General features: G+C 69.6%; 20 protein-coding genes. 6 read left to right on the top strand and 14 right to left on the bottom strand.

The annotated features are described in order from the left end of the window. Positions 1-96 precede the first annotated feature (96 nt). The 9 genes from ACFVM3_RS38445 to ACFVM3_RS38405 are packed head-to-tail and all read right to left on the bottom strand — an operon-like array spanning position 97 to position 10465. On the bottom strand, positions 97-1566 hold the full coding sequence (locus tag ACFVM3_RS38445) for an isochorismatase family protein (RefSeq protein WP_378444752.1): 1470 nt from the start codon (positions 1564-1566) through the stop codon (positions 97-99). Further along, positions 1553-2194, bottom strand: coding sequence for an SRPBCC family protein (locus tag ACFVM3_RS38440; RefSeq protein WP_378444751.1), 642 nt, complete (start codon positions 2192-2194; stop codon positions 1553-1555). Before ACFVM3_RS38440 ends, ACFVM3_RS38445 begins: the two co-directional genes overlap by 14 nt. After that, positions 2191-2691, bottom strand: a complete 501-nt coding sequence (locus tag ACFVM3_RS38435) for a (2Fe-2S)-binding protein (RefSeq protein WP_378444750.1) — start codon at positions 2689-2691, stop codon at positions 2191-2193. Before ACFVM3_RS38435 ends, ACFVM3_RS38440 begins: the two co-directional genes overlap by 4 nt. After that, positions 2688-5093, bottom strand: a complete 2406-nt coding sequence (locus ACFVM3_RS38430) for a xanthine dehydrogenase family protein molybdopterin-binding subunit (protein ID WP_378444749.1) — start codon at positions 5091-5093, stop codon at positions 2688-2690. The genes ACFVM3_RS38435 and ACFVM3_RS38430 overlap by 4 nt, the downstream gene beginning before the upstream one ends. Then, complete coding sequence (locus ACFVM3_RS38425) at positions 5090-5956, bottom strand: FAD binding domain-containing protein (protein WP_378444748.1); 867 nt, start codon at positions 5954-5956, stop codon at positions 5090-5092. Before ACFVM3_RS38425 ends, ACFVM3_RS38430 begins: the two co-directional genes overlap by 4 nt. Further along, on the bottom strand, positions 5953-7341 hold the full coding sequence (locus ACFVM3_RS38420) for an MFS transporter (RefSeq protein WP_378444747.1): 1389 nt from the start codon (positions 7339-7341) through the stop codon (positions 5953-5955). Before ACFVM3_RS38420 ends, ACFVM3_RS38425 begins: the two co-directional genes overlap by 4 nt. 34 nt (positions 7342-7375) lie before the next feature. Continuing rightward, positions 7376-8647: an FAD-dependent oxidoreductase gene (locus ACFVM3_RS38415; RefSeq protein WP_378444746.1), complete on the bottom strand. Its 1272-nt coding sequence runs from the start codon at positions 8645-8647 to the stop codon at positions 7376-7378. Then, entirely contained in the window at positions 8625-9422 is a 798-nt protein-coding gene (locus tag ACFVM3_RS38410) for an aspartate/glutamate racemase family protein (protein WP_378444745.1), read from the bottom strand. Before ACFVM3_RS38410 ends, ACFVM3_RS38415 begins: the two co-directional genes overlap by 23 nt. Then, on the bottom strand, positions 9419-10465 hold the full coding sequence (locus tag ACFVM3_RS38405) for a leucyl aminopeptidase (RefSeq protein WP_257486088.1): 1047 nt from the start codon (positions 10463-10465) through the stop codon (positions 9419-9421). The genes ACFVM3_RS38410 and ACFVM3_RS38405 overlap by 4 nt, the downstream gene beginning before the upstream one ends. 196 nt (positions 10466-10661) lie before the next feature. Between ACFVM3_RS38405 and ACFVM3_RS38400 the strand changes: the two genes are divergently transcribed. The 3 genes from ACFVM3_RS38400 to ACFVM3_RS38390 all read left to right on the top strand — a co-directional run bounded on the left by ACFVM3_RS38400 (position 10662) and on the right by ACFVM3_RS38390 (position 12900). Continuing rightward, the gene (locus ACFVM3_RS38400; RefSeq protein WP_378444744.1) at positions 10662-11162 is read left to right on the top strand and encodes a MarR family winged helix-turn-helix transcriptional regulator; all 501 of its coding nucleotides are present in this window, start codon (positions 10662-10664) and stop codon (positions 11160-11162) included. A gap of 83 nt (positions 11163-11245) precedes the next feature. After that, entirely contained in the window at positions 11246-11908 is a 663-nt protein-coding gene (locus ACFVM3_RS38395; protein WP_378444743.1) for a HEAT repeat domain-containing protein, read from the top strand. Further along, positions 11902-12900 carry a HEAT repeat domain-containing protein gene (locus ACFVM3_RS38390; RefSeq protein WP_378444742.1) on the top strand — a complete coding sequence of 333 codons (999 nt, stop codon included), beginning with the start codon at positions 11902-11904 and terminating at the stop codon, positions 12898-12900. Before ACFVM3_RS38395 ends, ACFVM3_RS38390 begins: the two co-directional genes overlap by 7 nt. Before the next feature lie 111 nt (positions 12901-13011). On the opposite strand, the gene bluB is transcribed toward ACFVM3_RS38390, so the two are convergent. Both bluB and ACFVM3_RS38380 read right to left on the bottom strand, forming a co-directional pair. Beyond that, positions 13012-13659, bottom strand: coding sequence for a 5,6-dimethylbenzimidazole synthase (gene bluB / locus ACFVM3_RS38385; RefSeq protein WP_378444741.1), 648 nt, complete (start codon positions 13657-13659; stop codon positions 13012-13014). A gap of 21 nt (positions 13660-13680) precedes the next feature. Then, on the bottom strand, positions 13681-14514 hold the full coding sequence (locus tag ACFVM3_RS38380; RefSeq protein WP_378444740.1) for an alpha/beta fold hydrolase: 834 nt from the start codon (positions 14512-14514) through the stop codon (positions 13681-13683). Between the two features lie 98 nt (positions 14515-14612). Here ACFVM3_RS38380 and ACFVM3_RS38375 point away from each other — a divergent pair, with 98 nt between their 5' ends. Continuing rightward, positions 14613-15014, top strand: a complete 402-nt coding sequence (locus ACFVM3_RS38375; protein ID WP_378444739.1) for a winged helix-turn-helix transcriptional regulator — start codon at positions 14613-14615, stop codon at positions 15012-15014. On the opposite strand, the gene ACFVM3_RS38370 is transcribed toward ACFVM3_RS38375, so the two are convergent. Further along, positions 14996-15418 carry a hypothetical protein gene (locus tag ACFVM3_RS38370; protein ID WP_378444738.1) on the bottom strand — a complete coding sequence of 141 codons (423 nt, stop codon included), beginning with the start codon at positions 15416-15418 and terminating at the stop codon, positions 14996-14998. The two genes, ACFVM3_RS38375 and ACFVM3_RS38370, sit on opposite strands and share 19 nt — an antisense overlap. Then, complete coding sequence (locus ACFVM3_RS38365) at positions 15415-16632, bottom strand: hypothetical protein (protein WP_378444737.1); 1218 nt, start codon at positions 16630-16632, stop codon at positions 15415-15417. The genes ACFVM3_RS38370 and ACFVM3_RS38365 overlap by 4 nt, the downstream gene beginning before the upstream one ends. Before the next feature lie 64 nt (positions 16633-16696). On the opposite strand from ACFVM3_RS38365, the gene ACFVM3_RS38360 reads away from it, so the two are divergent. Beyond that, positions 16697-17449, top strand: coding sequence for a DUF1345 domain-containing protein (locus tag ACFVM3_RS38360; protein WP_378444736.1), 753 nt, complete (start codon positions 16697-16699; stop codon positions 17447-17449). Positions 17450-17453: 4 nt separating this feature from the next. Here the strand turns inward: ACFVM3_RS38360 and ACFVM3_RS38355 are convergent, their stop codons facing one another. After that, on the bottom strand, positions 17454-19064 hold the full coding sequence (locus ACFVM3_RS38355; protein ID WP_378444735.1) for a helix-turn-helix domain-containing protein: 1611 nt from the start codon (positions 19062-19064) through the stop codon (positions 17454-17456). 201 nt (positions 19065-19265) lie between these two features. Between ACFVM3_RS38355 and ACFVM3_RS38350 the strand changes: the two genes are divergently transcribed. Continuing rightward, a complete protein-coding gene (locus tag ACFVM3_RS38350) occupies positions 19266-20447 on the top strand; it encodes a phosphatidylserine/phosphatidylglycerophosphate/cardiolipin synthase family protein (RefSeq protein ID WP_378444734.1) in 1182 nt (393 codons plus the stop codon). Positions 20448-20561 lie beyond the last annotated feature (114 nt).

Raw genomic sequence — 20561 nt, 5'->3', positions numbered from 1 at the left:
CCCTTCACCGCGTCTGACGCGGTGAAGGGAGCCTTCAGCCTTACCAAGCGCGGGACCGCGCACCCACCCGCTGCGAAAGCCACGTTCGCAACCCGCTCACAACAGCTTTCGCAACGCCTCCCGCAAAGCACCGAGAGCCGCTTCGGGCTCGTCCCAGAAGATCATGTGCCCGGCCCCCGGGATCTCGACGAGTTCCGCCGACGGATTGCGTTCGGCCGCTTCGGCCGCCCCGTCGGCGGTGACGACCGGACTCGCACCGCCGTACAGGAAGTAGGCCGGAGCGGGCACCTTCGGCCAGTCCTCGAAGAAGTCCTCCGATTCGAAACCGGCGTGCGTGGCGGCGATCGCGGAGCGGGAGCACGAAGAAAGCCAGCGGGCGCGCGATTCCTGTTCCCGGCGCGGCCATCGCGGCCAGGACCGGGCGACCTCGTCGGCGTCGGTGCCCCGGCGGGCCTGCGCGAGCTGCCCGAGGAAGGCGTCGAGGGTGGTGGGGTACGGCGCCCGTCCGGGACCGCTCAGCGGAGGATCGGCCAGCACCGCGCCTCGCAACGGCCGAGTGGCAGCGACCCGTGCGGCGATCCGCGCGCCCATGGAGTGTCCGAAAAGGATGGGATCGCGCAGCCCGAGCCCGTCCACGACCGCCTCGACGTCCGCGGCGTAGCTTCCCAGGTCGTAATCCGGCGCGTCATCGGACAGGCCGCGCCCGCGGACGTCGAGCACGAGCGGCCGCACGAGGTCGGTGAGCTCCCGCGCCACGAAGTCCATCGTGACCGCCGGGCTCGTGATCCCCGGCAGCACGATCACCGGAACCCCGTCGGACGGCCCGTAGTCGAGTACGTGCAGCCGGACCGATCCCGACCGCACCCACCGGCTGGTCGCCGGAACGTCGCCGAGATCGGCCAACGCGGGTTGGCCGAGCGTGCGGTGATCCTGTTCCGCGAGGTACGCCAACGCATCGTCAAGGTCGACGACGTCCGCGTATTTCGCCTGCAAGTCGAACAATGCGGCGTCGTGCGGCCCCCGCGCGCGGTCACCGCAGGCTTCCCGGACGACCAGGGTGTTGAAGCCGGACTGGACGGCATCGACGGCGGTCGCGCGGACGCATCCCGAAGTCGTAGCGCCACAGACGACGACGGTGTCCGTGCCCAGGCTCGTCAGGAGCGCGGCCAGCGAGGTCCCGTGGAACGCCGACGCGCCCTTCTTCAGGATCAAATGGTCGCCCTCACGCCGTTCGAGCCGTGGGTCGAGGGCGATCGCCTCGCTTCCTTCCCGCAGCGCCCGCATCCCTGGCGCTTTCCGAAGCCACGCGACGCCGTCACCGTCGGCTTCGGCGGGTGTGTAGCTGATCGCGGTGTAGATCACCGGGATGTCCTGCCGACGCGCCTCGGCGACGAGAGCGGCGGTCGCGGTCACTTCGGCGGTGAGGTCTGCCCCAGACGGGAAACCGGGCTCGGTGAACCCGCAGGTCAGGTCGACCACGACCAGGGCCGGGCGCGATCCGCGCGGCACGCTCGCGCCGAAACCGGCTCGGTCGTACACGCTGTCGAGGCCTTCATCGACGGGCACGCTGCAACTCCTTGATCAGTTTGTCCTGAGTACGGATCCGGCCCAGCAACCAACCCTGGAACAACCCGAGGGCCGCGGCGGCCGCGATCACGCCATAGCGTTTGACGTTGTCAGGCACCAGCATCGCCAGACCGTCGAGAGCCTCGCCGCCGTCGGCCGGAGCGGGTTTCGCCACCGGCGCGGGACGTCCTTCCAGCTGGTCCGCGAGATTGCGGGCGAACTGGTCGAGCAGCCGGGTGGAGACGGCGCCGATCGCGCCCTTGCCGAACTGGGCGAGCTTGCCGCGGATCGAGAGATCGGTGCGCAACTCGATGGTGGCGCCGCCGGGTGCCTCGCGCACGGTCAACGTCACGTCGGCCTCGGCGTCGCCGTTTCCATGGGCGTCCGCTCCCCTGGCCACCAGCCGCAGGCTGCGGTCGGCGGCGGTGACGTCGGTGAACCGCACGGTGCCCGAATAGGCGGCGGTGATCGGGCCGACCTTGACCTTGACGCGGCCGAGATAGGCGTCGTCCTGCCGCCCGTCGAGGGTCGCGCCCGGCAGGCAACCGGCCACCCGCTCGACGTCGTTGATCAACGCGAAGACCTCGTCGGGTCCGGCCGGTACGGACAGCTGGTTTTCCAGGATCACGCTGTCGCCTCCTTCTCCTTGGCGTGGCATCGGCGGGTCGCGGTCGCCTCGATCGCGTCCACGATGGTCTGGTAACCGGTGCAGCGGCACAGGTTCGCCGAGACGGCCTCCCGGATCTCCTCGCGCCCCGCGTCCGGCCGCTGGGCGAGGAATCCTTCGGCCAGCATGAGGAACCCGGGCGTGCAGAACCCGCACTGCAGGCCGTGGTGCTCGCTGAAAGACCGCTGCAGATCGGAAAGTTCCCCGTCGCGTCCCAGCGATTCGACCGTGCGGATCTCGGCCGACTCCGCCTGGACGGCGAACATCAGGCACGCCCGCACCGGTTCCTCGTCGACGAGAACGGTGCACGCGCCGCACACGCCGTGCTCGCAGCCGACGTGGGTGCCGGTGAGCCCGAGGTCGTGGCGCAGGACGTCGAGCAGGGTCTTGCGCGGTTCGACGAGGGCCTCGTGCGCCTCGCCGTTGACGTTCAGGACGATCAGGTGCCGGTCGCTCATGATGGGACGCTCACTTCCTGGTGGATCTCCGCGTCGAGCGCGGCGAGCACGGTCTGCGGATGGACCGGGGTCGTGTCGAGTTCGACCCCGGTGCAGCGCAGCGCGTCGTTGATCGCGTTCAGCACCGCGGCCGGCGCGCCGATGGTGCCGCCCTCCCCCGCGCCCTTCGCACCGTTTTCCGTGAAGGCGCAAGGGGTTTCGAGGTGGGTGACGGTGATGTCGGGGATCTCCGTCGCGGTCGGGACGAGGTAGTCGATGAAGCTCGCGGCCGACGGTTCCCCGTTGCCCGCGTAGGTGACCTCCTCGAACAGCGCGCCGGCGATGCCCTGCGCGATCCCGCCACGGCACTGGCCGTCGACGACCTGCGGATGGATCACCACGCCGCAGTCCTCCACGCACGCATAGCGCAGGATCTTGATCTGGCCGGTGCCCGGATCGGCCTCGACGACCACGGCGTGCGTGGCGTTGGAGAAGGTGCCGTCGCCGGGCACGTCGAAACTCGCCGTGGCCGTCAACGTCGGTTCGACGTCCTTGGGCAGCAGGTGACTGCGCAGGTAGGCCACGTCGGCGATCTCCTCGAACGACGCGCGCCGCTCCGGATCGTCGATCTGGACGACACCTCCGTCGCCGTCAAGGCGGACGTTGTCGGGACTCGTTTCCAGCAGGTGCGCGGCGATCCTGCACAACAGTTCGCCGAGCTTGTCGGCCGCGAGTGACACCGCCGAGCCGCCGATCGTCACCGAGCGGGACGCGAAAGTCCCCCACCCGTAGGCGATACGCTCGGTGTCGCCCTGGCGGAGCTTGACCTGGTCGAGGTGCAGCCCCAGCCGGTCGGCCACGATCTGCGCCAGCGTCGTCTCGTGGGACTGGCCGTGGTTCATGGTGCCGCTGGTGACCACGACGGAGCCGGAGGTGTCCATCCGGATCTCGGAGATGTCGAAACCGGGGACCACCGCCATCTTCCGCTTGGCGAAGGCGCCCGAGCCGTATCCGGTCCGCTCGGAGAAGCAGCAGTAGCCGATGCCGATATGCCTGCCCTCGGCGGCGGCACGGTCCCGGAACTCGTACCAGCCCTCGTCCCGGATCGCCGCTTCGGCGAGTTCGAGCGATTCGCGGTAGGTGCCCGGGTCGTAGGTGATGGCGTTGACGCCGGTGTACGGGAACTGCGTGATCACGTTGCGCCGCCGGATCTCGACCGGATCGAGGCCGAGTTCCGTGGCGGCGCGTTCCATCACCCGTTCGATCGCCATCACGTACTGCGGACGGCTGACCCCGCGGTAGGGCGCCGTCGGTGCCTTGTTGCTCGCGATGGCGCGGGCACGGACGCGGTACTCGGGCACCTGGTACACGCTCGGCATCTCGGCCGACGCCATCAGCGGCTCGATCCCCGCCGTGAACGGGTAACAGGAGTACGCGCCCATGTCGCAGACGACGTCGACGTCCAGTGCGGTGATCCGCCCGTCCTCGTCGAATGCCGCCAGCGTGCGGTAACGCTGTTCCCTGGCAAGGAATCCGGCCGTGAGCGCCTCGCGCCGGTCTTCGATCCATTTCACCGGCCGGTTCAGCCGCCGGGCCGCCGCCGCGACCGCGATCTCTTCGCGGCCGACGACGCATTTCTGCCCGAAACCCCCGCCCATGTCCGGGACGGTGACGCGAACGGTGCGTTCGGGGACCCGCAGCGAACGGGCCATCGCCGTGCGTACCTGATGCGGCACCTGCGTGCACATCTGGACGAGCAACTGGTCGTCATGGTCGTCCCAGGAGGCGACCACTCCCCGCGTTTCGAGTGGGAGCGCGTTCTGCCGTCCGCTCTTCGTGACGACCTCGACGACGCGGCCGCCGCCCGCGCGGGCGGCCTCGAACGCCGCGTCGACACCGGGTGTGTCGAACATCGACACGTCGACCAGCACGTTGCCCGGCGCCTCGTCGTGGACGAGCGGCGCGTCCGCGGCGAACGCCGATTCCTCCGACACGATCGCGCCGAGCGGTTCGTAGTCCACCACCGCGGCTTCGACGCCGTCCTCGGCGCTGTACGGATCTCGCGCGATGACCAGCGCCACCGGTTCGCCGGTGAACCGCACCTTCTCCCTGGCGAGGATCGGCATCGCGGTCGGCGAGAACTCCTCGGGCGGACGGTCGAGGAGGGCGACGATGTCCCCGAGATCGAGGTCGGCCGCCGTGTACGCGGCGACGACTCCTTCGATCGCCAGGGTGGCCGACAGATCGATCCCGGTGATGGTGCCGTGCGCGACCGTCGAACGGACGAAGGCCGCGTGCAGCATTCCTGGCAGTTGGATGTCGTCGACGAAGCGGCCCCGGCCGGTGAGGAACCGGGGGTCTTCGCGCCGGGGCACGGACGCGCCGACCCAGCGGCCGTTGCGCCCGTCGAACCGCGCGGTCATCGCGTTTCTCCTTTCTCCCAGGCCTCGTGCAGCGCCCGGGTGACGAGGGTGCGCGCCAGACGGCGGCGGTAGGCCGCGCTACCCGCCGCGTCGTCGGGCGGATCGATGGCCGCCGCGGCGGCCTCCCCGCACTCGGCGAACAGCTCCGGTCCCGGGACGCCGCCGTCGAGCAGCGCCTCGGCCTCGGGCACCCGGACGGGCGCCGGGGCCACACCGCCGAGCACGACCCGGCCCCCGTGCTCCGCGTCGATGCTCACCGCGGCGTCGACGATCGCGAAATCGCCGTGACGGCGGGCGAACTCGGTCAACGCGGCCCGGGGCGACGGGCGCGTGAAGCGGACCGCGGTCACGACCTCGTCGGGTTCGACGGCCGTGGTGTAGAAGCCGTGGAACATCTCCTCGGCCGGGATCTCCCTGGGCCCGCGCGGGCCTTCGGCGACGATCACCGCGTCGAGCAACAGGGCGAGCAGGCACCATTCGGCGGTCGCGTCACCGTGGACGACACTGCCCGCCACCGTTCCACGGGACCGGATCGGCAGATGCCCCACCCACCGCATCGCGCGGGACAGCACGTCGAAATCCGGTCCCAGCTCGGCGACCTCGACCGCCCGATGGGTGACCAGCGCGCCGATCGTGAGGCTGGAACCGTTACGCCGGAACGAGTTCAGCGCCGGTTCCCGCCGCAGGGGGCCCAGATCCACCAGCGCGGTCGGGCGGGCGAGCCGGAAGTTCATCATCGGCATCAGGCTCTGCCCGCCCGCGATGAGCTTCGGGTCCTCGCCCGCCGCGGCGAGCTCGCCGAGCAGGCCGACGGCGTCGGTGACGTCGTGGGCCCGGTGGTACCGGAACGCGGCGGGCTTCACAGAGCCGACCTGGTTTCGGCGGATGGTCCGGCCGGGTCGACGATCCGGTCGAGTTCGCGGCCGCGGGTCTCCGGCGCGCCCGTCATCATGAACAAGACCGCGGCCACCACGAGCACACCCAGCACGGCGAAGGTGAGGGGCAACCCGAGCACCGGCCACAGCACGCTGCCGAACAGCAGGGGCGCGAAACCGGTGATCGCCCGGCTCGACGACGACGCCCAGCCGAACCCCGAGGCCCGGAGTTCCGTCGGGTACAGCTCGGACACGTAGGCGTACATCACCGGGATGACCACCAGCGCGAACAGGCCGAACGCGCCGATCGCCACGACCGCCGCGGCAGGCGTGTCGAGCAGCAGGGAGAACACCACCAGCGACAGCGCGGTGAGCGGACCGGCGACCATGATGATCCGCTTGCGGCCGACCTTGTCGACCAGGAGCACGGCCACCGCGACACCGACGATGCCGGTCGCGTTCATGAGCGCGGTCGAGGCGAAGGCCGCGATCTCACCGAAGCCCTGCGCCCGCAGGATGGACGGCATCCAGCTGAGCGCGGCGTAGTAGACCAGCATGACGCTGATGAACAGCGACCACGCGACCGCCGTGATCCGCGGGTTGAACGCCCACACCCGGCGCAGCTGGTCGAACGCGGCCGCGACCGCGCCACCGCGGGTGTCCTCGACCACCGCGGGCGGGACCGTGTACGGCTCCGGTGTCGCGCCCGTGCGGCGCACGAGGTCGTCGATCACCGCTCGCGCCTCCGCCTCGCGGCCCTTGCGCACCAGGTACAGCGGCGATTCCGGGACCCCACGCCGCACCCAGAACAGCAGCAGCGCCGGCAGGATCATCAGCACCAGCATCCAGCGCCAGTTCCCCTCGACCGGGAGCAGCAGCGTCGCCGTCACAGCGGCGAGTGTGGTCCCGATCGGCCACCAGCCGTCCATCGCGGACAGGACCCGGCCGCGTTGCTTGCGCGGGGAGAACTCACTGACGATCGCGTAATCGACCGGGATACAGCCGCCGAGGCCGATCCCCGCCAGGAAACGCAGGGCCAGGAACGTCTCCACGTTCGGCGCGAACGCCCCGAGCACGGAGAACAGCGCGAACAGCAGCAGCGTGACGCTGAACGCCTTCTTCCGGCCGATCCGGTCGGCGATCGTGCCCCAGGCGACCGCGCCGACGGCCATGCCGATCAGGTTCGCGGTCGCCACCAGCCCCTTCGCGCCGGCGGACAACCCGAATTCCGCCCCGACCAGCGGGGTGAGGAATCCGTTCAACGCGACGTCCCAGGCATCGAACATGTAGCCCAGCCCGCCGATGAGGAAGATCTTTCCCTGCACGCTCCAACGCCAGGGCAGGTCCTGGACGATCTGATCACCAGTACGCATGAACCACTCCGATGCGATTGCCGTCCAGCGCGCCTCAGCGGGCGAACTGGTAGTGGATGGACTCGGTGTCGGGGTCGGTGAGCGGGCTGCCGTTCCACAGCCAGTCGTAGGACACGTCGGATTCGCCGTCGAAGCGCCGCAGCTTCTCGTCCCGTTCGCGCTGTTCGGGACCGTCGGGCAGATGGTAGAAGTCCATGTTCTGCAGCGAAGCGTCCTGGACCATGCCCGCGTGCTTGGCACGCCGGTCCACGTAGCGGACCAAGGCTCCGTCGATCCCGTCGCGGGTGACCCGCCCCAGCTCCTCGGCCAGCACCGCGGCGTCTTCCATCGCCTGGGACGCGCCTTGTGCCTGGTACGGCAGCATCGCGTGGCACGCGTCGCCGAGCAGGGCGACCCGGCCGTCGACCCAGACCGGGTCACGGCGACGGCGGTACATCGCCCACACCGAGACGTCCTCGTCCTTAGCCTTCGCCAGCATCGTCGGAACCCGATCGTCCCAGTCGTGGTACTCGGCGGCGAGTTCGGCGGCGGTGGCCGGGCCGCTCCAGTCCTTGGCGACCGCTTCGGTGCACGGCACGATCGCGACCACGTTGAGGTACTCCCCGCCGCGGATCATGTAGTGCACCAGGTGTTTGTTGGGGCCGTACCAGATCGTGGAGTGGTACCGGTCGACGAGGAACCGGGTGGCGGGGTCCTGCGCGATGAGATCGCCGGAGATCAGGGCGCGGTAGGCCATCTCGCCGGAGAACGCGAGGGTGTCGTCGAACCCGGCGAGGTCGCGCACCGAAGACCGGATGCCGTCCGCTCCGACCACGATGTCACCGGTGAACCGGCGTCCGTCGGCGGTGATCACCGTCGGCCGGTCCGGCACCGACCGGTCGAGGTCGACCACCCGCGCGCCGGTCGCCACCCGCACCACCGGACCGGGGACCTCCGGATCGAGGCAGGCGTCCAGCAGGACTCCGTGCAGGTCGGCGCGATGGTAGTGCCAGTAGGGCGCGCCGTACTGGTCGGTCACGCGCCTGCCCAGCTCCAGCTGGGCGATGATGCTCCCGTCGGCCCAGCGACGGCGCACTTGGTCCTGCGGCTCGGTCCGCACGCGCTCGAGCCGGGCGCGCAGGCCCAGTCCGATGAGGATCCGGCTGGCGTTCGGCGCGGTCTGGATCCCGGCGCCGATCTCGCCCAGTTCGGGGGCGGCTTCGACCACGGTGACGCGCAGACCCCGTTGCCGCAGGGACAACGCGGCACAGAGCCCACCGAGCCCGCCACCGACGACAACGACCTCAAACGACTGACTCGCGGCCATGCCTGCCTCCCGTCTTCGTCATGGCTTTCGTGCCCTTGAGCAAGCTCCCCGCGCCGGGCACCCACGGCTCCACGCCGAGTTCCGACAGGATCCGGAACGTCGTGGCCGTCGCCGCGGACAGGACGGGGATCCCGATCTCGTCCTCCACCGGCTGGATCGCGGGCAGCGAAGGCATCTGGACACAGGCGGAGAGCACGAGTGCGTCCACATCGGACAGATTCAGCTTGCGATGATGCTCACGCAAGTCCGCGGGGTCCAGCCGCGCGACGGCGAGGTTGTCCGGCACTTCGAGGGAAAGCGCGTCGGCGACCTCGAATCCGGCGTCCTCGATGTAGTCCGCGACCGCCTTGGTCAACGGTTTCATGTACGGCGTGATGATCGCGACCTTGCGGGCGCCGAGCGCGCTGAGCCCGGATAGCAGCGCTCCGGCACTGGAGACGACCGGCGACTCGCAACCCTCTTCGCGCAGCACGCGCGTGATGTCGTCCTCTGCGGTGCAGTGGTAGCCGGGCCCCTGCGCCATGATCGCCACCAGGCACGCGGTGGCGACCACGTCGGGCTTGGCGTCCGCGAGTTCGGCCGCCGCCCGCCCGGCCTGGGCGTTCATCGCCCGCAGTTGTTCGGGTTCGACGTGGCGCATCCTGGCCCGCGCGGAGTGGAAGACGAACCGGTCCCCCGGCTCGGCCTCCTCCCTGGCGCGCAGCATGCGTGGCAGCTCGGTCTCCATGGTGAGGTTCGAGCTGGGGACGATCATCCCGATGTGGTGGTCGCTCATCGGCGGGCCGCCGGACGCATCTCGGCGACGGTCAGCTCACCGTTGTCGACGATCAGTTCGTCGTCCAGGTAAAGGGAATTGCCGCGCATCGGGATGTCGAAGTGGCACGGCGTGTCGTTCGGGCCGCCGAGCTCGTTGTTGGGGCCGATGGAGAACATGACGTTGCCGTAGAAACTCCGCAGTTCCATGCCCATCCCGCCGGGGAACTGGGTCAGGCCGTGCCAGTGGGCGCGTTCGTCGAGCCCCCAGCCCACGTGACTCATCCCGTAGCCGCGCGGATCGTCGAAACTCTCGATGTACGAGCGCAGCAGATCCGCGTCCAGTCCGGACGATCCGGCGCCACCGCGGATGTCCCGGATGAACCCCTGCTCGATGGTGATCTCCACCGGCGTCTGTACGTAGGTGTTGAACGGCAGCAGCACATCCCCCGGCGAAAGCACGATCTTCCCGTCGACGCCGTCGTCGGCCCCGCCGGTGAACACGAACGCCGCCGGCCAGTGGTCCCAGCGGCCGGGGGTGTCGGTGTAGCCGTATTCGGACATCGTCGGGTACACGCCGAGCTGATAGGTGACGTCGGTGCCCGCCGGGCTGGTGATCCGCATCGTGCCCGCCTTGGCGAGGAGTTCCGCGCCGATCTCCACCCGCTCGCGCAGTTCCTTCGTCGGCATGAGCCTGGCCAGCAGCTCGGGCGGTTCGACGGCGGTGAGGATCCGGGTGCCCGCGTCCTGGATGGCGAACTGTTCCTTGCTGAACAACAGGAACGTGCAGTCGACCACCATGTCCACGCTCTTGAGCGCCTCGACCGCCAGCGGGATGTTCCCGAGTCCCGAGTCGCCGACCGCCCACGCGCCCGCTGCGCTGACCGGCGACGGCAGCCGCATGTGGTAGGCCGACGCGCCCAGCTGCTGGGCGGCCCACAGGAAGGCGTCGGCGTACTCCGCCCGTTCCCCGCCGCGGGTCAGCACCACCACGGTCTCGCCCTCGTGCACCCCCGAGAACGTCAACTGGCGCAAACAGATGTCGTTGAACAGGTTCCGGTCCATCGCCGACCACCTCCATATTGATCCGAGCACGTACTATCCGGGTACGGAAGACCGGTCTTCATACGAACACGTACCATCCGGATACGCAAGAGGTGACCGTGGACAGATCTCGGCCGCTTGCCGGTGAGCGACCGTCCGGACACGTAGGATCACCGCGGGGGCCCGGGCAGCGGGTTGGAGCCGACAAGGAGCAACGATGGGTGAATCGGCGCGCACGGGCCGGCGCAGGGACGACACGCCGGCCGTCACTCCCGCGCCACCCTCCGATCTGCTGGCGGCTCCCGGCTACGGCGCCCGCAGGCTGTACCAGGCCTACCTCGCCGCGTGGAACCGTCATGTGGATCCGGTGCTGACCGGTCCGCAGTTCGCGGTCCTGTCGGCGGTCCGCGCCTATCCCGGAAGCGACCAGAGTTCCCTCGCGGGGGCCGTCGCGCTCGACACCTCGACCATGGCCGATCTGTGCCGCAGGCTCGAACGGCGGGGCCTCATCCAGCGCGTCGAGTCCCCTCACGACGCGCGGCGCAAGCTGCTTTCGCTCACCGACGAGGGCAAGTCGGTCCTGAGCCAGGTGAACCGCCGCGCCCGCCGTCTGGACAAGGCGCTCCTCGACGGCGATGACGACATCGACATGGCGGCGTTGCTCAACGCGCTCGGCGCCCGCTGGGAGCGGATCGCCGAGGTCGACAAGCTGCGCTGAGGCCGACACGCCGGGTTCCGGCGCTCGAGGGTTGACCTTGACATCGTGACAAGGTCTTCACTGAAGCGCAGGAGGTGGTTCCCATGAACCCGACCACGGACACACCGCTGCTCGACGCTCTCGGAGCCGAGGACTCGTCGACGCGGCTCAAGGCCGCCATGGCCGCGGGCACCCGGCCCGACCCGCGCTTCACCGACGCCCTCGTCGCACGTTGCGCGATCGAGCCCGACTTCTTCGTCCGCGACATGCTCACCTGGGCGCTGACCCGGCTCCCGCCGTCGAGCACGGTGCCGAGGCTGCTGGTGGAGCTTCGGTCCGAGCAGGCGCAGGCACGGAGTCAGGCGTTGCACACCCTGTCGAAGATCGGGGACCGCGCCGCCTGGCCCGCGATCACCGGATCCCTGTTGCACGACGCCGACGACGAGGTGGCGCGAAGTGCCTGGCGCGCGGCCGTCATCCTCGTGCCGGAGGGGTCGCGGGCCGAATTGGCCGCGGAACTGGCCACCGAGTTCGGCCGTGGTGACCGGAACCGGCGGCTGAGCCTCAGCCGGGCGCTCGTCGCGCTCGGGGATGCTTGCGAGCCCGCCCTGCGGAAGGCCTCGGAGAGCCGCGACGACGCGGTGCGCGCGCACGCCTTCGCCACGGAGCGGCTCCTCCGCGACCCCGAAGCGGGTTTCGACGTGACCGCGGACGAGGCGAAACGGATCGTGGCACTCGGCCCGCAGGCCGGAGGATCGGCGTGCTGATCGGCGAGGTGGCGCGGCGTTCGGGAGTGAGCTCCCGGATGCTGCGCCACTACGACTCCCTCGGACTGGTGCGGCCCACGGGACGCACCGTCGGCGGCTACCGGGAGTACCAGGACGAGGACATCCGCCGGATCTTCCATGTGGAGAGCCTGCGCTCACTCGGGTTGTCCCTGCGCCAGATCTCGCGCGCCCTGGAGGACCCGACCTTCACGCCGTCGACGCTGGTCGGCGACCTCATCCGCCAGGCGGAAGACCGATTGAACCGGGAACGGGAACTGCTCGCGCGGCTGCGCACGGTCGACGCGTCCGCGCCTTCGGACTGGCAGGACGCCCTTCGCATCGTGGAACTCCTGCGAGGGCTCACTTCGCCTCACGCGGCGCGCCGTCAGCAGGCCGTCCTGAACCCGGCCGAAGACCTGCCGGTTCCCACCGACCGGATCGCCGGCGCGATCCTGACCGAGGCCGACCCGAACGTCGCCGGAGCCCTGCGCTGGGCTCTCGCGCGGGCGGGCGGTGACGGCGTGGCAGAGGTGGCGGCGGGACTGCGCGCGGACGACGCGGACATCCGGCAGCGCGCGGTGCTGGCGCTCGCGGAGATTCCCGGCGATGAAGCGGACAAGGCGCTCACGGAAGCGCTCGGGGACTCCGACGCCCGGGTGCGTGGGCCCGCCGCGCTCGCCCTTGGCGGGCGCGGCACGACCGCGGCCATCCCCGCCCTCGTCGGCATGGTGGTCGACGGCACGAACGACGTCGAAGCCGCGGAGGTCCTCGGCGCACTGGTGGAGATCCCCCGCTCCGAGGAGCGGATCATGGCAGCCCTTGCCGACGCGCTCGCGGCGCACACCGGGGATCCCGCGGTCCGGATCCGCGTGGTCCAAGCCCTGGCGGAGATTCCGGGAGCCGAGGCGGGCGGCATGCTGGCGCGGCTCGCCGGGGATCCCGATCCGGCTGTCGCGCTGATCGCGTCCGCCCTCGCCGACCGGGACCGATGACCACCGGGGCCCCATCCGGCATGACGCGAAAGCCACTTTGGCAACGGTGAAGGTTGCGAAAGTGGCTTTCGCAACGCATTCCGGCGGCGTGAGGGAAGGCGGACCCGAAGCTCACTCGCGGGGCTCGTACCGCTCGAAGTGCAGCACGGCGTCGAGCGGAAGACGTTCCCGCCAGCCGTGCCGCTCCAGATCGGGAACGGCAGGCAGGTCCCGCACCGGGCCGACGCACAACCACGCCACCGGACGGACGTTTTCGGGAAATCCCACCAAAGCGCGCAGGAACTCTTCGCGGTAGAAGCTGACCCATCCGACGCCGAGCCCCTCGGCGGTCGCCGCCAGCCACAGGTTCTGAATGGCCAGGCACACCGAGTACAGCCCGGCGTCGGCGATCGCGTGCCTCCCCAGCACGTCGGGCGCGCCGCGTGCCGGGTCGTAGCCGACCACGATTCCGGCGGAGGACTCGACGATCCCCTCGATCTTGATGTTCGCGAAGACACCGGCCCGTTCGGCGTCCAACTGGTCTTCGAACACCTCGCGTTCGCCCAGCACGTGCTCGCGAAACCGCTTTCGAAGGTCCATATCGGACACGACGACGAAATCCCAAGGCTGCGACAGGCCCACGCTCGGCGCGGCGTGCGCCGCGCTCAGCACCCGGCGCAGCACCTCTTCGGGAATCGGCTCGCCGGTGAACTCGCCCCTGGTGTCCCGTCGCCGGAAGATCGTGCCGTACAGCGAACCGTCCTCTGTCTCACGCGTCATGCGCTCGATCGTGCCTGGGACTCAAGGAACGGCGAGGAACGGGGTCAGCAGGCGAAGCAGTTCCGCGGGCCGGTCCAGCGGGATGATGTGGCCGCAGTCCTCGATGAGGTGAGCGGTGAGGTCGTCGGCGATGGGACGCAGTTGCCGTTCCAGCGCACGACCGACCGGGTGCGCACCGATCGCCATCGTGGGGATCGTGAGCCTGCTGCCCGCCACCGCTTCACCGATCTGGCGGGCGGTGACCGGCAGGGCGCGATAGTAGGAGAAAGCGCAGCGCAGGGCGTCCTGCCCGGTGTAGGCGTCGACGAACGCGTCGCGGATCTCCGGCGGCACACCGCGCCCGAGCGTGCCCGCCGCGAGGAACCAGTCGATGTACTCCGCCTCGTGCCCGATCAGGACCTTTTCGGCGAGGCCGGGAACGGCGTGGAAACCGAACCACCACGGCGGGCCGCCCGCCAGGAAGTCCTCGGCGCCGGGCAGCGAACCCACCAGCGACTCCATCACGACGAGCCGCCGCACCCGATCCGGCCGCCGCAGGGCGAGCAGGAAGGCGACCGGTGTGCCGGCGTCGATGGCGACGACGTCCGCCTCGGTTTCGCCGAGGGCGTCGAGGATGCCTTCGGCGTCGGTGACCAGCGTGCCGGCGTCATAGCCGTCCGTGGCGCGAGTGCCGGCGCCGAGGCCGCGCAGATCCGGGGCGATGACCCGGTGCTGCTCGGCCAGCGGGCCGATGATCTCGCTCCAGAGCCGCCAGGTGTGCGGGAAGCCGTGCAGCAGCAGGACCGCGGGCCCACTGCCCGCGATGGCCACGTCGACCTCGATGCCGTTGATACCGATCCGTCGTACCTGGGGCACGTCGCCTCCGTAGTGGTTACCATTGGTTACCAGAAAACCGTAGGTAACTTCCGGCGTGCCGCCAAGACGGCACTTTCCCCACAGGTGGTGAGCTCCAGGTGACCTCCGAACGGACACGGCGCGGCGATCTGTTCGACCCCGAGTGCCCGACCCGCCGTCTGCTGGACCGTATCGGCACGAAATGGACGTCGATGGCGGTCAAGGTCCTCGCGGAGGCGGCTCCGCACGAGGTCCGTTTCGCCGAGTTACGGCGCCGGATCCCCGGCGTATCCCAGAAAATGCTGTCGGTGACCCTGCACAGCCTGGTCCGGGACGGCCTCGTCGCCCGCCGGGTGGAACCCACCGTGCCGCCCCGCGTGCACTACCGGCTGACCGACCTGGGCCGGTCACTCGACGTGCCGCTGGCGGCGCTCCGGGACTGGGCCGAAGAGCATATGGCCCGGATCGACGAGGCCAACGCGATGGCTGACGAAACCCCGGCTCAGAGCGGCTCCAGATAGGACCGCTCGGACCAGTCGTCGTCCTCGTCGTCCCGGGGACGACGATGACGCGCGGGCGGATCCTGCGCAGGCGCGGACAGCTTTTCCAGCTCCGCGACGGCGTCGTCGACGTCCAAAGTGGCCAGTTCGCCGACCTGCCGTTCCAGGGACGACCAGGCTTCGCCGGCGAGCCGCTGACGTTCCTCCGCGGGCAACGCGTCGATGATCCGCCACCAGCCGCGCGCCTCCTGGACGAATTCGTCCAGTACCGGGCCGTGGGCCAGTAGTTCGTGCGGCCGCCGCCGTCCGGCGAGCACCTCCCCCGCGAAGTCCCCGGCGGCACCGCCGGTCGCCGCCAGCAGCCGCATGGCCGTCTGCCGCGCGCGCTCGCCCTGCTCCGAGCCGAAGAGCTCGTGTCCCGTCACAGCTTCACCCGCCTGCTCTTGGCCGGGCACTCGGCGTCCCGGTGTTCGTAGTCCTGCGGCCACTGCGGCGGTTCGCCCATCGCGATGGTGGCTTCCAGCAGTTCGTCGAGCGTCTTCTCCCCCGCGAAAGCGTGTGCCAGCCCGAGCGCGGCGCTGATCCAGGTCTGGATGATCCCGACGATCTCGTTGAACGACAGCACCAGGTGGATGATGTCGCGCAGCTCGGGATCCTGGAAAATGTTGACGAGCTTGCCGCGACGTCCCAGCTCGGACAGTGCTTCGCTGATGATCTCCGCCACCCGGACCCCGCGTTGCAGCCCGAGTTTCTTGCCCTTGGTGAGGATCAGCAGCGCGATGTCGATCGCCGAGCTGTAGCCGTGCCTGATCTCCTGCATCATGTGGTACGCGAGCTTCGCCAGCGCCTGGATCGCCCGGCACGCGCCATGGAAGTACTGAGCCAGCTGAAGCACGCATGCGCGGTAATCGGCCAGCCAGTTCTTCGCCCGGTCGGCGGCCTCGCCCGCCCACACCCCCTGGATCCCGAACCGGCCCTGGTTGATGTTGGCCGCGATGTTCTCCAACCCGGTCGCGGCGTCGTGGTAGAGCACCGCCTGCTCCTGCAGCACGGTCCAGTCGCCGACGAGCAGGTCGGCGAGCATGGTGATGAAGTCCTTGTCGGACCCGGTGAGCATCTTGATCACCTCGGCGACGTCGCCCAGCGACCCACCTAGATCGAGAAGCTTCTCGCGCTCTTGCTCGGCCTTCACCGGCCACCAGGACGGGTCGGAGATGGCCGCCGGGTCGGGTCCGCCGTAGCCGACCAGGACGGCGTCGCGGAACGCCGCGGCCCCCGCCGGGTCGCGCACCTCGTCCGCCGGGATCCGCGCGGCGTCCGGCTCCGGGTTGAGCCGGTCCAGCAACTCGGCCGCGTGCGCGTCCACCACGCCGTACCAGTGCGCGACGCACCGCAGCTCATGCCCGCCGCCCGCGGCGAGATTGGCCGCGAACCCCGACTGGGTCAGCGCCGCGCGCTGCCACTCGTCCAGTTTCGGCCAGGCGGCGGCCAGGAAACCTTCGCCGCGTTCGGTGTCGAACCCGGCCCCGACCAGCCGTTCGAACCACAGCCGATAGGAGTCCGCGCCCGCGCTCGCCCGCAGGACCAGGTCTCCCAGCGCGCGCACCGCGGCCGGTTCGACCGAGAATCCCTGCCCCATCCGTCCCCCTCGTACTCCGCAAGCGTCCGTTCGACGCTCCCGAAGTCTGACAGGTTGCCACAAAATGTCACATCACTGGAACGGAGTACCGCGTGCGAAACTGGTCCGGTCACGGCGAAAGGAGGCAGCGCTGTCTCGCCCAACGGCTCGGATCTGGCTGTCCGAGCGCCGCAGGAGCGGCTTCAGCTTCGCGTTCGCGCTGGTCGTCGCCGCGTTGGCGGCCCTGTTCCGCGAGGACGTGCTGTCGATCGCGATGGTCGACGCGGGTGTTCTGGTCCTTCTCGCGTATCTCATCGGCTACCTCGTCGTGACGGTGGCGGCGTTCGGCACGGCGACCTCCGAGCAGATCCAGGACTGGGCGAGCCGGGAGAGCCGCGGCACATTCGCGCAGCGGTATGTCTTCGGGACCGCGCCGGGCCCGGGGGTGTCGATCACCATCGCGGCGGCCGCGCTGGCGGTGGCGGTGGTGTGGATGCCGGGACTCGGCGGGGAGAGCCTGCCCGCGGGGGCGCGCGTGGGAGTCGCGGTGGCGCTGGTCGTCGTCGCGTGGATCTGTGTCCTGGTGTCGTTCGCGATCGCCTACCACGCGGACGACGTGGTCGAACGGGGCGACGCCCTGCGGTTCCCCGGAGACGGACCCGCGGAGTGGTCGGACTACGTCTACTTCGCGGTGTCCGTGATGACGACGTTCGGGACGACCGATGTGGACGTCGTCTCACGGGAGATGCGCAGGACGGTGACCACACACGCGGCCATCGCCTTCGTGTTCAACACGGTGACCGTGGCGGCGGTCGTGTCCACCTTGAACAGCGGCTGACCCCTCAGCCCAGTTTCAGCAGGACCGGGCTGCCGGTGACGGTGACCTCGGCAGCGGGTTCCGCCGGCGTGACGGCCCCGTCGAGATCTTCGACCGACGTGGTGCCCTGTGCCGCCGGGATCCGCTCGGACCGGTCGATGGTCCACCAGATCAGGAAGGCCTTGCCACCCCGATCGAACCGGCACTGCCACAGGTGATCGGGCAATCCGGCCGCGCGACCCTGCCCGCAGGAATGGATCCGGCTGCCCGACAGCCAGGTGTGCAGGCGTTCCACGTGGCGCGCCGCCTTCGTGTGCGGACCGCCGGCGGGTTGCAGCACGATGGGAACCTTGGCGCTGCCCCAGTTGTAGAAGTACATGCGGCGATATTGCGCGTAGAGGCCGGACAGGAAGAACCGGACTGCGTGCTGGGCACCCCGATCGGCGTCGACGGGCCGCTGCCTGTTCACGTCGTAGGCCGAGCCGGTGCTCCACAACCTGATGCCCGCGCCGGCTTCCTGCAAGACCTTCTCGATCTCCTGTGCCAGTGGCAGCATCGTCTCCGGCGGGTCGGAGTCGTTGCGGGGAGCCAGTTTCATCGCGGCGGCGTCGCAATGGTCGTAGCCGCCGAGCTTGGCGAACCGCCGGAACCCGTCGAACGCCGCGGGATCCCAGAGCTCGCCCATGGACGGGCAGACCACGGTGGCGGCGGGGTCGGCGACCTTGATCACCTGACTCGCCCGGCGCGTCATTTCGACCAGTGCGGCCGTCGAACCGGAGAAGAAGTCCTGATGGTTGGCCATGTCCCACAGCTCGTAGGCGTCGATCCGGCCGCGATACTGCTCGACGACGGCCCGCACGAACCGGTCCCAGTCGGCGAGGTCGTCGGGCGGGCCGGTGCGGGAGTCGTCGGTGTAGACGGACTTCGGGCTGTTCGGGCTGGCCCAGGACGGGGTGCCGCCGAAGGTCAGGGTCACCGGGAAACCGGCACCATGGGCGCCGTTCACCAGCCGATCGAGCGTCTTCCAGTCGTAGCCGCCACGGGCGGGCTCCAGGTTCTGCCACCGCGTGCGCGTGTTCCACAACCGGACGGACCCGACGCGGAACGTCGGCATCAGCCCGGTGTTGGAGTTCGTCGTGACCCCGACGAACTCCGGATCGAGCGTGCGTGGCGCGCTCGTCCACATCGCCGCCTGGACGGCGGGTGCCGTGACCGTCTCCTGCCGGTCCGGCGGGTACGCCACGGCACCTCCGGCGAGCAGGACGGCTCCGAGGACCACGACGAGCGCGATCCGGGTCAGCGGCCGTCCGCGAGCGGGCTTCGCCGCGTCGCCGTCACGAAGGACCTGCGGCTCGGGAACGGCGGTTTCGCCCAGGTCCGCGCGCTCCCACACCCGGTACAGCTTCGCGAGATCCTCGCGGCTCGCGCCGCACACCGTCGCGATCGCCTCGATCGGCGCGAACGTCGCGGGAACGTTCCTTCCGGTGCAGTAGCGGTGCACGGTCGACCGGCTTGAATGCACCTTGCGCCCGAGCTGTTCGTAGCTCAGCCCGCTCCGCTCTTTGTACTCGGTGAGAAGTGCCGCCAGCCTGGCAGCCGCCTCACTCGCCATCCCGCTGCGCCCCCTCCGCGCCATGTCCTGGACGGATAACAGTGTCCCATCGCGGGCCTCACGCCGCGCGAATTCGCGAGATCACGTCTCTCATCCCGGCGTCACCGCAGGTCAGCGGCGGGGTTTCGTCCCAGCGTCCCATTCCGGGCGGTTTCGCTTGCCCCAGTGGCCAGCGCTGGGGAGCGTGGAGCCGCCAGCAGATCCGGCCATGGGGAGGGAACCGGCATGAAACCGCACAAGAGGACCACGCTTCTAGGCGCACTGGCGGCCGCGCTACTGGTCGCCGCGTCGTCCGGCGTCCCGGCCACGGCCGCGCCGTCGAGGCTGACGACGCGGGCGGACTTCAACACACCGGGCGGCGGCCAGATCGTCGAATACCTCGAAAAGCTGATCCGGGGCGCACCCGAGAACTCGACCATCAAGACCGCGCAGTTCCTCTTGAGGGACAAGCCGATCACGGAGGCGCTCGCGGACGCCGCGGAGCGTGGGGTGCACGTCCAGGTCCTGGTCGACGGAGGGACGACGGACCATCCGAACTACCAGGACCTGAAGAAGCGGCTCGAGAAGACCGGCGACAAGAACTCGTGGGCGAAGAACTGCAAGGCCGACCGAGGGTGCAACGGCGGAAACGTCATGCACAACAAGTTCTTCCTGTTCGACCGGACGCTGGACGCGCCGTCGGTGGTCGCGACCGGATCGGCGAACCTCAGCGAGAACACGACCGGCGGCAAGGGCGGCTGGAACAGCTACTACACCGACGTCGGGAATGTCGGCCTGTTCGCCCGGTACAACGACTACTTCGCCGACCTGCGCAGGGTCGCGGACGGGGGCACGGCGAACCCCGACTACTACGAAGCCAACCCGCCCGTGATCACCGGAAACACCAAGAGCTACTTCTATCCGAGGCTCAAGGACACGGGGAACGACACCGTCGAGAACACCCTGAAGGAGGTCGGCTGTTCGACGGAGAAGTCCAAGATCCGCATCGGGGTATGGTCACTCACCCGGATGAAGATCATCGAACGGCTGCGGATCCTGGCCTCCCGTGGCTGCTCTGTGGACATCGTGGCCTTGCGGATGGCCAAGGGCTCCTGCGAAGCGCTGATGAAGGGGCAGCCGGACCGTGTGCGGCTGCGTGGTTTCAAGAAGGGGAACGAGGCAGGCATCCACGAGAAGAACATGATGATCGAGGGTGACTACCTGAAGCCGGGCACCAAGGTCGTCTTCACCGGCAGCCAGAACTTCAACAACCCGTCCCTGCACGAGAACGACGAGAACGTCATCCGGATCCTGGACAACGACGGGATCTACCGGAGCTTCGTGCGGAACTTCGAGCAGGTGGCCCAGGCCACCGACCAGGAGATCAAGTCGCCTGGGGACTGCTGGAAGATGGTGCCGGAGGACTGAGCAAGCTTTGGTTTCCGGAGGGCCTGGGGTTGGCACGGCACCGCCTGCGGGACAACGGAGGTACATGAAGGCCCCCTTCCTTGCGCCTGGCGCAAGGAAGGGGGCCTTCATGTA

The organism is Amycolatopsis sp. NPDC057786 (assembly GCF_042797905.1).
In the GTDB taxonomy this organism is placed as follows: Bacteria; Actinomycetota; Actinomycetes; order Mycobacteriales; family Pseudonocardiaceae; genus Amycolatopsis.
This window is presented reverse-complemented; position numbering and strand designations above follow the sequence as displayed.